General features: G+C 56.3%; 14 protein-coding genes. 8 read left to right on the top strand and 6 right to left on the bottom strand.

The genetic code is table 11. The features are described 5' to 3' along the window. Positions 1-402 precede the first annotated feature (402 nt). Positions 403-642, bottom strand: a complete 240-nt coding sequence (locus HNR03_RS01100; protein WP_259150182.1) for a DUF1652 domain-containing protein — start codon at positions 640-642, stop codon at positions 403-405. 882 nt (positions 643-1,524) lie between these two features. Here HNR03_RS01100 and HNR03_RS01105 point away from each other — a divergent pair. After that, positions 1,525-2,979 (top strand): site-specific integrase, encoded by a 1,455-nt coding sequence (locus tag HNR03_RS01105; RefSeq protein ID WP_259150184.1) that lies wholly within the window; start codon positions 1,525-1,527, stop codon positions 2,977-2,979. Between the two features lie 298 nt (positions 2,980-3,277). On the opposite strand, the gene HNR03_RS01110 is transcribed toward HNR03_RS01105, so the two are convergent. From HNR03_RS01110 to HNR03_RS01125, 4 genes are all read right to left on the bottom strand, one after another. Continuing rightward, positions 3,278-4,222, bottom strand: coding sequence for a sugar kinase (locus tag HNR03_RS01110; RefSeq protein WP_259150185.1), 945 nt, complete (start codon positions 4,220-4,222; stop codon positions 3,278-3,280). Positions 4,223-4,292: 70 nt separating this feature from the next. Continuing rightward, entirely contained in the window at positions 4,293-5,345 is a 1,053-nt protein-coding gene (gene idnD, locus HNR03_RS01115) for an L-idonate 5-dehydrogenase (protein WP_259150186.1), read from the bottom strand. An 11-nt stretch (positions 5,346-5,356) separates the two neighbouring features. Then, complete coding sequence (locus tag HNR03_RS01120) at positions 5,357-6,727, bottom strand: MFS transporter (protein ID WP_259150187.1); 1,371 nt, start codon at positions 6,725-6,727, stop codon at positions 5,357-5,359. A 90-nt stretch (positions 6,728-6,817) separates the two neighbouring features. Next, positions 6,818-7,585 carry an SDR family oxidoreductase gene (locus HNR03_RS01125; protein WP_259150188.1) on the bottom strand — a complete coding sequence of 256 codons (768 nt, stop codon included), beginning with the start codon at positions 7,583-7,585 and terminating at the stop codon, positions 6,818-6,820. Between the two features lie 264 nt (positions 7,586-7,849). Between HNR03_RS01125 and HNR03_RS01130 the strand changes: the two genes are divergently transcribed. The 6 genes from HNR03_RS01130 (at position 7,850) to HNR03_RS31815 (ending at position 12,347) form a co-directional block, all read left to right on the top strand. Continuing rightward, positions 7,850-8,557: a FadR/GntR family transcriptional regulator gene (locus tag HNR03_RS01130; RefSeq protein ID WP_259150189.1), complete on the top strand. Its 708-nt coding sequence runs from the start codon at positions 7,850-7,852 to the stop codon at positions 8,555-8,557. Positions 8,558-8,615: 58 nt separating this feature from the next. After that, positions 8,616-9,869: an enolase C-terminal domain-like protein gene (locus HNR03_RS01135; RefSeq protein WP_259150190.1), complete on the top strand. Its 1,254-nt coding sequence runs from the start codon at positions 8,616-8,618 to the stop codon at positions 9,867-9,869. Positions 9,870-9,987: 118 nt separating this feature from the next. After that, a complete protein-coding gene (locus HNR03_RS01140; RefSeq protein ID WP_259150192.1) occupies positions 9,988-11,295 on the top strand; it encodes an MFS transporter in 1,308 nt (435 codons plus the stop codon). A gap of 399 nt (positions 11,296-11,694) precedes the next feature. Next, positions 11,695-11,916: a 2-oxo acid dehydrogenase subunit E2 gene (locus tag HNR03_RS01145; protein WP_259150193.1), complete on the top strand. Its 222-nt coding sequence runs from the start codon at positions 11,695-11,697 to the stop codon at positions 11,914-11,916. Positions 11,917-11,932: 16 nt separating this feature from the next. After that, a complete protein-coding gene (locus tag HNR03_RS31810; protein ID WP_405046042.1) occupies positions 11,933-12,220 on the top strand; it encodes a 2-oxo acid dehydrogenase subunit E2 in 288 nt (95 codons plus the stop codon). Then, positions 12,162-12,347 carry a 2-oxo acid dehydrogenase subunit E2 gene (locus tag HNR03_RS31815; RefSeq protein WP_405046029.1) on the top strand — a complete coding sequence of 62 codons (186 nt, stop codon included), beginning with the start codon at positions 12,162-12,164 and terminating at the stop codon, positions 12,345-12,347. The genes HNR03_RS31810 and HNR03_RS31815 overlap by 59 nt, the downstream gene beginning before the upstream one ends. A gap of 158 nt (positions 12,348-12,505) precedes the next feature. Here the strand turns inward: HNR03_RS31815 and HNR03_RS01155 are convergent, their stop codons facing one another. Further along, positions 12,506-13,420, bottom strand: coding sequence for an alpha/beta fold hydrolase (locus tag HNR03_RS01155; protein WP_259150196.1), 915 nt, complete (start codon positions 13,418-13,420; stop codon positions 12,506-12,508). 90 nt (positions 13,421-13,510) lie between these two features. Here HNR03_RS01155 and HNR03_RS01160 point away from each other — a divergent pair, with 90 nt between their 5' ends. Next, positions 13,511-13,891, top strand: a complete 381-nt coding sequence (locus HNR03_RS01160) for a hypothetical protein (protein ID WP_259150197.1) — start codon at positions 13,511-13,513, stop codon at positions 13,889-13,891. Positions 13,892-13,904: the final 13 nt, after the last annotated feature.

Here is a 13,904-nt window from a genome sequence, read left to right on the forward strand (position 1 = left end):
TAAATTGGGAAGGGATCTTGCCGATTCAAGGAGAAATCATCGTTATAGAAGATGCCCCCCCTCTGCGCGCGGTGATGGAAGATATCTTGGCTGAGGTAGGTGCTGAATCCATAGCGTTCTAAAGCACTGACGATGCCTTGGCTACCTTTGCCGACCCATAATCAATGCAGACTTTTAATCGTTGATCATGCTGTTCCTGGACAGATCCAGGGCACAGAGTTCATCGAAATGGTGACAGGAAATGGCCCTCCATCTCGGCGATTCTTACGTCTGAATACTTGCTTGATCCAGCGGCTATGCCGCTCTCCACCATTTACCTTCACAAACCTTGGTCTCTGGACGACTTGGTGATTGCGGCAACCTCGCTTCTACAGCCAGGCGACCCCGTTTGCAAAATCTAACTCAATGAAAAGCCGTTTTCCTTGAACTCATTTCGTTCTGAAGTTCTCCGATCAAGCTTGCGATCGCATGACTCGATGTCAGGTTTTCCGTAGATACGCCGGTAACCAACAGCTCGCCGCGATCTGAGTAAGGCTTACATACCTTGATCATCAGCGAGCCATCAGGATTCACCGAACAGGTACACGCAAATGGCAGGAGGCCACACTCAATGATGGGGCGTAATTCAAGAACGGAAATCATGATTAGCGCCTCTGATAGCCGGACGTACTTCATTCACCTTTATAAAGATTAGGTTTTCCGAGCCGTTTTTGAGAAAAAACCGACCATTCGCCCCTCTCGACTTTCTGCCGCATAAATACCATCCGCCTATCGCAGTAAGGAATTATTGACACGTCGCTGGTATTCTCGCAGCCACGTTCGCCAGACATTAAGGGATAGAGGCGAAAATAGAAGCCCCGAAGCCGCGAACCTTCGGGGCTTTGAATTTTTTGGATAGGTGCAGATTTACGTTACCTCAATTCCAATACGCTGAGCCCAATATTTAGTTCCTGGGCAATCCAGCCCCTTCAAAAATTCTAAGTCCGGACGAAATCCGGTAGCAATTACGAAGGGTTTTACGTGGAGTAATCGAGATCAGAGCCAAGCGATCAAAAGTGCAGCGCACGTGCTACCTCGCGACATCAAGCGGACAAAGTCCCAAGTGCTGCCTAGGTTTAGCGGAGCCGCTCGTTTCTGGGGTGAAGATGAAACTTATCGTCGTGCTGAGAACAATCGGCCACAAATACTTTTATGAAGTTGAAGGAGACACTACGGTCACCGGGGGAGATTCCACCGAGAGCCAGTCGTTTTGTAGGGGTAAAAACGACCAAAAATAAAAAGGGGTCGCGAGATAAAATCTCGCAACCCCTTGAATTATATGGTCGGGACGGAGTGACTCGAACACTCGACCCCTAGCACCCCATCTCCTTTTTCATACTTCTTGAAAGACTCCAAAATTTTACTCTGGATTTTTCTAAGCTAGTATTTACTTGAGCTCCAGCGGTGTTCTGCTCTACGAGAGTCCAGTAACGTCCATCAAGAGCCGACGTTTTTGTAGGGGGAAAAGTAGGGGGAACACGTTTTATGGCCAAAATCACCATCAAAGAACTCGAGTCGCTGACCGCCGATGATGCCGGCCGCATCCTCAGGGAGGATGGCAATCTGACCGGTCGAATCTCAGTCCGCAAGGACGGTGTATCGGTCAGCTTCTTCTATCGTTATCGCTGGGGCGACCAGAACAAAGAGTACGCCTGCGGAACCTGGCCGCGCAAATCCCTGACGGACATCCGCAAGGCCCGTAACCAGGCCAGGGCGCTCATTGATGAGCAGATCAATCCCAACGAGCAAAAGAAAACCGCCAAGGCACAGGCATACGCCGTGGCTAACGTAGAGGCCGAACAAGTAAAAACGACGAAGGTGCAAACGCTGACCGTCCAGGATCTGGCCAAGGCTTGGCTGTTGGATGGCGTGGCGCGTAAAGACGGCAATGCCGAGTTGCAACGACGCTTTAACAAGGACCTTTTACCAGCGCTTGGCAAGACAGCGGTGAATAATGTTTCAGAACACGATGTTCGGGCGCTGATCCGCAACGTGGTCAACCGCGGCGCTCACCGGCAAGCCATCAGTTTCTTCGCCGACCTCACTCAGATGTTCAGTTGGGCCAGAAAGCGCCAACCCTGGCGGGCATTATTAGTCGAGGGTGATCCAACTGAGTTGGTCGACATCTCCCCCTTGATCCCGGCCGACTACGAAGCGGAAAGAAGCCGCATCCTCTCACCGGCGGAGCTGTTGGAACTACACAACCGCTTCCAGCAAATGACTGCCGATTACGACGCCTTCCCCGCGGGCCAAAAATACGACGGCATTCGACCGCTAAAGAAGGAAACGCAGCTCGCGCTCTGGATCAGTCTGGGCACGCTGTGCCGAATTGGTGAATTGCTCCAGGCCGAATGGAAGAATGTCGATCTGGACCGGCAGACCTGGTTCATTCCGAGCGAAAACGTCAAAGGCACTCGCGGCAAGAAACAGGACCACCATGTCTTCCTCTCCCCATTCGCCCTGCATTTTTTTCAGGAACTCAAGAGCCTCACGGGAGACTCTCAGTGGTGCTTTCCGAACAAGCAGGATGATCACCATGTTGATGTGAAGGTGGTGAGTAAGCAGGTGGGCGATCGTCAGGCTCGGTTCAAAAACCGTAAGGCTCTCTCCAGACGGCGTCATGACGACACCCTGGTCCTTGCCAACGGCCAAAACGGTGACTGGACGCCGCATGATCTGCGCCGCACGGGCGCGACCATGATGCAAGCCTTAGGCGTTAGTTTGGACGTCATCGATCGCTGCCAAAACCATGTGCTGGCTGGCTCTCGGGTGAGGCGCCACTACCTGCATCACGATTATGCCGAAGAGAAGAAACGCGCCTGGAACCTGTTGGGCGATCGACTCAGCGCCGTGTTGTCCTCAACCTACGCGCACCCGCCGACGGAGTCGATGATGTCTTTTCCAGCTTACGCCGCCGCTGAATCAGCGTCGCCTCCATAGGCCAGACTCATTGTTTCATGGGCATTGCTGAGCACCTGCTTCGGGTCAACTCCGCTCCACCGTAATCAACAGAAATCGACCAAGAGCTGCCGCTGATGGCATCTGTTTGGGGCGCCGTCTGACACGAAACCCTGTCGCGAACGAAATCGCTTTCTCAATGCTATTGCAACCAACGTCGCAAAAGACATGGAACAGGGCTGTGCTGTTTTCTCAGTCGGCTGCGTGCCCACACAAGATATTCATTCAGTAGTCCACGGGGTGCTCGCCGAGAAGGAGGTATCCAAGGTAGAGTGGTTCATCAGCCTGGCATTAACTCTCGCACGATCAACGCCCCCGGATGTTGAATCACTCGCCCGGCCAGCCTATGGCCTTCAGCAGCCGCTTGTTGTGGAGTGCCTCCTTGTAGGCGGGAGGACAGGTAACCCGCACTGAACGAATCGCCAGCCGCGGTGGTATCGACGACCCTAGGGACGTTGGTTGCAGCGACTTCATACAATGCGCCTTCGTGGTGAACCAGACAGCTCTGGGCGCCGCGCTTGATGACCACCTCATTCACCCCCAATTGCTGATAGCGATTCAATATCGATTCGAGCTCGATCTCTTCGAACAGCGCTTGTTCGTCGTCCAGAGTCAGCAAGGCCAGATCCAGATGCGGCAGCAGCCGTTGATAAGTGTCTGCCGCCTGCTGACGGTCGTGCCACAGGCGAGGCCGGTAGTTATTATCGAACACCAATTTGGCACCCCGCGCACGCGCCGCGATCAGCCGCGGCAACAGGCGATCCAGGCCCGCCTCACCAAGTACCGCCAGGGTGATGCCGCTCAGATAAAACACTGAGAAGTCGTCCAGCGCCACCAGTGCCTGCTGCGCCCTAGCGTTGGTAAAGCATTCGCGCACGGCAGCTTCGTTGCGCCAATACAAAAAGCGTCGCTCACCCTGGGCGTCAGTCTGGATGCAATACAACCCTGGCAGGCGTCCCGACAAACGCTGTACCAGCGACAGGTCGATCCCTTCATCCGCCCAGGAGGCGCACATGGCGTCGCTAAAACTATCATCCCCCAAAGCAGTGACATAAGACACCTGCCAACTCGCGGCGACGAGGCGCCGCAAATAAACGGCAGTGTTCAACGTGTCGCCGCCGAAGCTCTGCCGTAGTTGGCCGTCGGGGTGCTGTTGCAGTTCGATCATGCATTCGCCGATCAGGGCGATACACACAGGTGCGCCGGTAGGCGTAAGTAATGTCATGGAGATCAGTCTTCGAATGAGGTTCATCCCCCCTGTCGCGAGGGGGGGGCCTTGCGTACTAATGCGGCATTCAGGCGAAGATCAACTGCACCTTCGCGGCTTTGCTTTTGTCACCGGCCAACTCCAGCGCCTCGACTACCTGCTCCTGATCGAACTCAGCAGACAACAGCGGTAGCGGATCGATACGACCGCTCTCCAGCCAGCGCACGGAGGTGGTGAACTCGTCGATAAAGCGGAACGAGCCGACCAGCTTGATCTCCTTGACCAGCAACAGCCCCAACGGCATCTCGACTGTGTTGTGGCCCATACCCAACTGCACCACCGTGCCTTTCGGGCGAGTGAAGGAGGCCGTGGAAGCGATCGCAGCTGGCGAGCCGGATGCTTCGAAGCAAACATCGAAGTAACCACCCTCCTCGGTCCATTGTGCCGTCTGCGCGGAATCGGTCGGATCCACAGCGAGGGTAGCGCCCATCTGCTCTGCCAGTTCGCGACAGCGTCCGCTCATATCGGTGGCGACCACTTCTGCAGCACCGGCCTTGAGCGCCGCCGCCATCACCAGACAACCGATCGGGCCGGAACCGGTGACCAGCACTTTTTTGCCGACCAGATCACCCGCCTGATGCACCGCATGAATTGCCACCGCCAAAGGTTCGGCGAAAACCATCACGCTGTCTTTGGAGGTATCGGCATAAGGCACGCACTGCTGTTCCGTGACCGCGACGTATTCGGAAAAACCACCATTCACATGAGGGTTGAACTGCGCGCTGCCCATGAACTTCATACTGCGGCAGACATTCTGTTTGCCCTCCAGGCACAGCGTGCATTTGTTGCATGGTTGCGACGGATTGACCGCGATTCGCTGCCCCACCTTGAGCGCGCTGCCGGCCGGCACTGCCGCGATCACCCCGATGAACTCATGCCCCAACACCAACGGGCTCTTGAGGATCGACATACCGGCTCTGGCATGCTGGAAGTAATGGATGTCGGAGCCGCAGATACCGCCCCGACTGACTTTGACCAGCACTTGCTCCTCGGCAGAATACGCAAGTGGCAGTGATGTGTGGCGTACGTCTTTGATTCCATAGGCGACACAGGCGTGGTTTTCGATTGTTTGAATGGCCATTACGATTTACCTCATGCCTCGGAATGTTTGCCCAACGGGCGATCGGATTCAGCTTTGGATTTGAATTTAGATTCGGCGCTTGGTAGCTCGACGACCTCGATCTTGCCCACCAGAAAGGTGTAGGCGAGCAGGCCCATTAGCGCGACGGCGGCGATGTAGAACATGGCGTACTGAAAGCTGTGGGTGCGCTCAAGAATCACCCCGATGACGATCGGGCTGATGATTCCCGACAGGTTGCCAAAGATATTCAGGAAGCCACCGAGGGTGCCTATCAGGTGACGTGGAATCACGTCGCTGCACACCACCCAGCCGAGATTGGAGAAGGCGTTGGCAAAGAACGCGACTGACAGAATCGCAATGGCAATGACAGGCTGGTCTTCGAAAAAATTCACCAGGCAAATACTGGTGGTCATTGCCAGTCCAACCATCACCGGAATCTTGCGTGCCTTGGTCCGCGAGTGGCCGCGTTTGAGCAGCATGTCGCTGAGTAGGCCGCCGCACAGCACGCCACACATGGCCATCAAGTACGGGAACATGGCGCCGACCCCGGCTTTGGCAATCGACAGGCCCAGGCCCTTTTCCAGATAGACGATGAACCAGGTGAGAAAGAAATACAGGGTCGAGGACGCTGCGAATTGCGCGATAAACAATCCCCAGACCGTCGGCTGACGCAATACGTGACGCACATCCGGCCAGTTGACTTTGGTGCTGTTGCCACGCTGGTTTGCCGAACCATAGCCGCCACCGTCGCGGATCATGTCCAGTTCTGCCTGGTTAGCCTTGGTGCTGTCCTGCGGATCGCGATAAGCGATCAACCAGTAGACGCCAAACACGATACCCACAGCGCCTGAAATATAGAACGAAGCTTCCCAGCCCCAGGTAGCGACGATGTAGGACAGCACCGGCGTCAGCACCGCCAGGCCGATGTATTGCGCACTCGAATAAGTCGCCGTGGCCCGCGCCCGTTCATGGTCGGGGAACCAGTTGGCGATGATCTTGGTATTAGAGGGAAACGACGGCGCTTCAGCGACACCGATCAAGGCACGACAGACCAGCAGCATCACAAACGACGCCGAGGCGGTTGCGAAGATATGGTGAGAGGCGAAGCCCATGAGGAAAGTGAAGACACTCCACAGGATGATCGCGCTGCCGTACAAACGTCGTGGTCCCACGCGGTCGAGTACATAGCCGACCGGAACCTGGCTCATGGCATAGAACCAGGTGAACATCGAGAACAGCAGGCCCAACTGGGTCGGCGACAGGGACAACTCGCCTTGAATTGCCGAACCAGCCACCGACAGGTTGGCACGGTCCATATAGTTGATTGCCGTGACCACAAACAGCATGGCCAAGACCGACAGTCTTGCGCGTGTGGGTTTCATCGCACTACCTATTTATTTGTATTTATCAGGTAAGTTTTGCGTCCGCGAACATGGCGACCGAGCACTGCCCGTCATGCCTGTCGGGTCAGATCACAGCGTGGCCAGCCAGCCTCCATCGACGTAGATGATCTGGCCGCTGACGTAGTTGGAGGCCTGAGATGAGAGGTAAACAGCCGTGCCGATCAACTCGTCGGCACGGCCCCAACGTTGTGTCGGGTTGCTGCTTTTGACCCAGCGATCAAAGTCCGGATTGTCCACCAGCGCCGAATTCATTTCGGTGAGGATGTACCCCGGCCCGATGGCGTTGCATTGAATATCAAACTGCGCCCATTCAGCCGCCATCGCTTTGGTCAGCATCTTGATACCGCCTTTGGCCGCCGTGTAGGGGGCGACCGTGGCGCGCGCCGCTTCGCTGGTCAGTGAACCGATGTTGATGATCTTGCCACCACGCCCGGCGGACACTAGGCGCTTGGCCACAGCCCGCCCGACGATGAAGGCACTGGTCAGGTTGACGTCCAGCACCCGCTGCCAATCGGCCAGCGCCAGTTCGAGCATCGGTTGCCGGTGCTGGATCCCAGCGTTGTTGATGACGATATCGACCAGCACGCCTTGGCTATCGAGCTCGCGGAACACGGCTTCCACCGCCGCTTCATCCGCAACATTGAAGAGATGGCCCGTGGCATGGTGCCCCTGGGCGGAGAGTTGGCCGATGGCGTCTTCCATCCGCGCCGCATCGGTGCCGTTGAGAATCACCGTGGCGCCCGCCTCTGCAAGACCCAGCGCATAGGAAAAACCCAAGCCGCGAGTGGAGCCGGTTACCAGTGCGGTGCGTCCGCTCAAATCAAAAAGTGATGACATGCTTTCCTCGGTTTTCAGCGTTTTTATTCTCGTAACAATGCCCCGATGCGCCTGGCGACGATACCTTCCAACCTACAACTTAACTAATAGGTTGATCGTATAAACCCTAACTCATGGGACAACCCGAGACCATCCTGACCCTGAAACTGGGCAACAATCAAGAAAAAAATCAATTTTTCATCCTGAAAGGTATTTACTTCTTCGATTTATTGGCGGAAGGTGCTACAAGGACTTCAACTTATGTGACGAGTTAGAAACCACAAAATGAATCGTGAAGGCGTCAAAACGCAAAACACCGTTAACCTTGTTTACGAGCAGATGAAGCGCAACATTCTGCAAGGGCTCTGGCCGCCCGGCAGCAAGCTGCCTTCCGAATCCGAGCTCATCGCCACTTTCAATGTGAGCCGGGTCAGCGTGCGCAGCGCCGTCCAGCGACTGCGCGGCCTGGGCATCGTGGTTACGCATCAGGGTAAGGGCACCTTCGTCATCAACGACCTCGAGCAGCACAGCCTGCTCAATGACAACCACCCGATCATGCATCTGTCCCAGGAAGAATTCGAAGACATGCGGGTCTTTCGTGAGGCCGTGGAGTTTCGCTGCATGGAGTTAGCCGTGGTGAACGCCACCAGCGACGACATCGCCCTGCTGGAAGCGGCCCTGAACCGGATGCTGGTGAACAAGGATGATTACAAACGCTATTCACAGGCCGACTTCGATTTCCACTACGCCATCGTCAAGGCCTCGCACAACAAGATTTTCATCCATGCCATGGATTCGATCCGGCACATCTATCTGTATTACCTCGAAGAACTCAATCGCGTACTGGGCGTGACCCTGGAAAGTGTCAACGCGCACATCAAGGTCTACATGGCCATAAAAAACCATGACGCCGCGGCCGCCGCCGAGACCCTCAACGAGGCGATGGCCAACAACGTGGACGCGATCAACGAGGCAAGACTTATTGAGTCATAAGCCACCACTGGCGACGGATTCAGGACTTAAGCAAACGACGGTTCAACGGGAGACCGAGATGGAGTCTGTAACAATCACAAATGTAAAAACGATTCTCACCGCTCCGGGCGGCATTGATCTGGTCGTCGTGAAAGTGGAAACCAACCAGCCAGGGCTCTACGGCCTGGGCTGTGCGACATTCACTCAACGGATCTTTGCGGTGGAAGCAGCCATCGAGCAGTACATGAAGCCTTTCCTGATCGGGAAGGACGCGCTACGCACCGAAGATATCTGGCAATCAGCGGCGGTTAGCGGTTACTGGCGCTCCGGGCCGATCATGAACAACGCACTGTCCGGCGTGGACATGGCACTGTGGGACATCAAGGGTAAAGTCGCCGGGCTGCCGGTTTACCAGATGCTCGGCGGCCGCTGCCGCGACGGCGTGCCGTTGTACCGGCACTGCGATGGTGAGGATGAAGTTGCGGTGGAAGACAGCGTCCGCGCAGCGATGGAAGAAGGCTATCAGCACGTGCGCTGCCAGATGGGGATGTACGGTGGCTCGGGCACCGAGGATCTCAAACTGATCGCTGGCAAGCTGGCCAGAGCGAAAAATATTCAGCCGAAAATTTCCCCGCGTAACAAGACCCACGGTATCTATTTCGATCCAGACGCTTACCTGCGCGCCGTACCGAAGCTGTTCGACCACCTGCGGGAGAAGCTCGGTTTCGGTGTCGAATTCATCCACGATGTCCATGAACGCGTCTCGCCAATCGCCGCTGTACAACTGGCAAAGAACCTCGAACAACATCAGCTGTTTTTCCTCGAAGACCCGGTCGCACCGGAAAACATCGAATGGCTGAAAACCCTGCGCACGCAGAGCTCGACGCCGATATCAATGGGGGAGTTGTTCACCAACGTCAACGAATTCAAACCGCTGATCCAGAACAATTTGATTGACTTCATACGCTGCCATGTCAGCACGGTCGGCGGTATCACCCCGGCGAAAAAAATCGCCACTTTCGCCGAGTTCCATGGCGTACGCACGGCCTGGCACGGACCGGGTGACATCTCGCCGATTGGTGTCGCCGCCAACCTGCACCTAGACCTGAGCACCACCAACTTCGGCATCCAGGAATGGACACCGCTCAACGACAACCTGCTGGACGTTTTCCCCGGTTGTCCGGAAATCGACCGCGGCTACGCCTACCTCAGTGATCGCCCGGGCATCGGCGTAGACATCGACGAAGAGAAAGCCAAACTCTATCCGTGCCAGGGCGGCATACCGAGCTGGACCAATGCTCGATTGCCAGACGGCACGGCAGCCCGCCCCTGAATGAACTGACGCCGTCGCCGATAAACCGCCCTGCCCTGGCTTGCCCGCGACGGCCCCGCTCTGATCCGCGTCACCTGAATGCAACACCCTCGAACACAACAACAATGAAGGGCCATTCATGAGTATCACTAAAGAAACTGCTCTCTCTGCAGCAAATACCGACGTCACGCGCCAGTCGAAGTCTGAGAGCTTCGCGGCAAAACGCTGGTTTTATCTGATCCCGCTGATCTTCATCACCTACAGCCTGGCCTACCTCGACCGCGCTAACTACGGTTTTGCAGCCGCCTCCGGCATCGAGCAAGACTTGAACATCAGCAAGGGCACCTCCTCGCTGATCGGTTCTCTGTTCTTTCTCGGCTACTTCTTCTTCCAGGTCCCCGGCGCCATCTACGCCCAACGTTACAGCGTGCGCAAACTGGTATTTTGCAGCCTGATACTGTGGGGTTTCTGCGCCATGGCCACGGGCTTGGTGACCAACATCCCGATGCTGATGATCATTCGTTTCTCGCTCGGCGTGGTCGAAGCCGCAGTGATGCCTGCGATGCTGATCTTCATCAGCAACTGGTTCACTCGCAAGGAACGCTCGCGGGCCAACACCTTTCTGATCCTCGGCAACCCGATCACGGTACTGTGGATGTCGGTGGTCTCCGGTTACCTCATTCATGCCTGGGGCTGGAGGGAAATGTTCATTATCGAAGGCGCGCCGGCGGTGCTCTGGGCGTTTGTCTGGTGGCGTCTGGCACGAGATAAACCCGAGGAAGCCAACTGGCTGAGTCGCGAAGAAAAGGACCAACTGGCGACCACCCTGGCCAACGAACAAAAAGGCATGACGGTAGTCCGCAATTACCGCCAGGCCTTCACCTCGCCCTTGGTGATCATGCTGTGCCTGGTGCACGCGCTGTGGAGCATCGGCGTGTACGGTTTCATTATGTGGCTGCCATCGATCATCAAGCAGGCGTCGGCCTCCGACATCGTCACCACTGGCTGGCTGAGTGCCGTGCCCTATGTGACAGCAGTGGTGACGATGTTGGTGGTATCCTGGGCCTCGGACAAAACCGGCCAACGCAAACTATTCGTCTGGCCGCTACTGGCGTTGGGCGCCCTGGCGTTTCTCGGCTCTTTCCTATTGGGTTCTACTCACTTCTGGTTGTCATTCAGCCTGCTCACCATCGCAGCGGCAGCGATGTATGCCCCCTACGGACCGTTCTTCGCTTTGATTCCCGAACTCATACCGGCCAACGTATTCGGCGGTGCCATCGGGTTGATCAATGCCTGCGGTGCGTTGGGGGCATTTCTCGGTTCGTGGATTGTCGGTTATCTGATTGGCCTGACGGGCAATCCAGGGGCAGCCTATATCTTCATGACCGCTGGAATGTTGGCGGCGGCAGCCGTCATGGGGTTGGTCGTGGTACAGCGCAAAACCTAGCCTTAGAGATCATTGGCGGCTCCCCAGGCCATTTCGAGCACATCGGCCCCAGTGACCAGGGGTTGATATGAAACCGACAATCCGACGCTGCACCAAGCGACTTTTTACCCAAGTCGCCCAATAATAACCAAAGACCGTCACTTCTAGCAGACGGCGACGATGAATGCTCCGGTCGCGGTAGGAGTGGCAGTTGCCTGCCACCCCCCGCACAGATCCGTACTTGCAGAATTACCGCATACGGCTCCTGCCTTGGGTTTTGACGCCGAAACGGGTTATGGGATAAGGATGCATTGTTAGCTCACGCGGATACGGAATGAACAATCTGGCCCAGACGCCTGTTCCTCCTTCGCAGCAGTAGACCTACGAACATTTGCTGCATCGTAGAACGAGCCCGACAGCGTGACGCACCCCACCATTGCCCGTCGGCAAACCGAATCTCAGCAGCAGGTTCTGCATTTCTATGTGAAGGGCGCTTGCTGGATCGATACCCTGCTCTCTCTGCGTAAACAACTAAATGCTGCGTCGCAGGTCAAGTCATCGATAAATGACATTATCGTCCGCGCAGTGGCTCTCGCCCTGCGCGAAGTCCCGGAGGACGTACGTCTTGTAGCGAGAAAGTGATGCTCAGCACCAGCAGATTGGCGTTGCAATAGCCGTCGCTACACCTCCCTGCATAGTCAAGCCTATCGTCTGCAACGCTGAGCAGAAGCAACCGCAAGAAATCGGCAACGAGATCCAGGGGCTGGCGGGTCGAGCTAGAACCGTGCCGACTCACCCTACGAGCATCAAGGGGCACCGCACCGCATGCAATCTGGGCATCTTCGACGTCGAAGACGTTCAGCGCCATCATCAACCCTCCACAATCAATGATCCTTGCCATAGGCGCTGGCCAAGAACAGGTGATTGCCAGCGAAGGGAAGATTGAAGTCGATACGTTGATAAACGTCACCATCTTGGTCGATCACCGCGCCGTTGATTGCGCCGTCTTTGCACAACTGTTCGCGACCTTCAAGCGCCTGATAGAACACCCTGAAACTCTGAGCGCCGTGTAATACGCAGGAAACTCTGTATCGCCAGTCGTTACAGGGTCTTTTTATTCCCTAAATGGCTGCAAGCGCTGCTCCAGCCGCTTTCGTAAAGAGCTCCTCATGCATCCCGTCACCTCCAAACGGCCCCCTTAAAAAGCCGCGATCATTCGCGACCGCCTCATTTAGTTGACCGGCGTACTCAGTAACCAGTCTGCAACCCGTGCGGCCAGGACATCGTTGTTATCCTCCATCATCAGCATGTGGCCATTGCCGTGAATACCAGACTCGGGCAGATAGTCCAGGGAAATATTGGTGAAACGCTGCGACAACACCCTGGCCTGCTCAACATCCCGCAACGACAGCGTGCTGCCCTGGGAAGGCAGGTTATCTCCCCACATCAGCCGTACTGGGATATTCGGAAAAAGAGGATCGTCCAGTCCCGGACAGGTCTGGGCAGGCTCAATCGAAGCAATCGCCTTGACCTGGTGCGGGCGATTGAGGGTGGCCATCCACCCCAGATGCCCGCCTTGGGAATGGGTGATCAACACCACCTCACCAAGCAAATCGATGAGCTGCAGTAGCGGCTCGAGGGCACGTGGATCGCTGCGACCGGGCGTGCCGGCGGCGATGGCGCCCGGCACACCAAAATCTGGCCAGAGCTGCGCGCCATAACACAGTGACTTCGCCAATGGAAAGCGCCCACCACCGCGAGCAAAGCGCTCGCCGATTTCCAGGCCGCAGGTAAAGGCCGGCCCCACGGCTTCTGCTCCATTGGCCAAGGGGTTCAGCCCTGTCAGATCTGGTGAGGAACGGCCACGCCACGCTTGGTCGATCACCAGCGTTTCGAAGCCGGCTCGCACGAACAAGGTTTGCCAGCCTTCACGACCATCAGGTGTTGTCTCCCAAGTCACACCGGAATGCATGCCGCCATGCAAGAACACAATCGGGAATGGAAAACATCGTTTCTGGGGAACCATACGCTGAACATACATGGCCCCCGTCACTTGTGTTTCCAGACCGAAGATCTCGTGCTGCACCTGGCGTAACCTTCCACCGACATAAAAGCTTTCCAGCGTAGCGAGATTCAATAACTGCATACCCTCTCCTTACTTTTCAAAGGCCGCGCATAGCTCACAAAAGGCTTCGGCGAATTCGAGCTTGAATGTTTCCACGACCTCACGAAAGGAATGGATGTTGTCGACCAGGCCAACACCTTGACCAACAAAATAGGTGACCAGTACTCGCACCAATGGGTTACCCGCATCGGCAGCACGACCGACTGCTGCCAGGGTTGGTTACTGAGCATGGACATCAATGGCATGGGCAGCGCACCCGGGCTGTCCGGGGCGCCCCAGACATCATGCCGGGCGAAACGCAGTTACCGGCTCGACTTGCTAATGCGGACTGCGGAGCGGGTGATGTCGCAGGAAGTGGCCTGGACCATTTTCTCGCGGAAGGTTTCGCTGGTTTCCGCTTCGCTGGTGGCCAAGATCGATCCGGTCCAGGTTCCCTGCGCCTCCAGGCCATGCAGCCCGCCATCTGTTGGCCGGTCATTATCTCGCCAGTAGCCAGCACGGGCAC

It is taken from the genome of Pseudomonas sp. JAI111 (assembly GCF_024809425.1).
In the GTDB taxonomy this organism is placed as follows: domain Bacteria; phylum Pseudomonadota; class Gammaproteobacteria; order Pseudomonadales; family Pseudomonadaceae; genus Aquipseudomonas.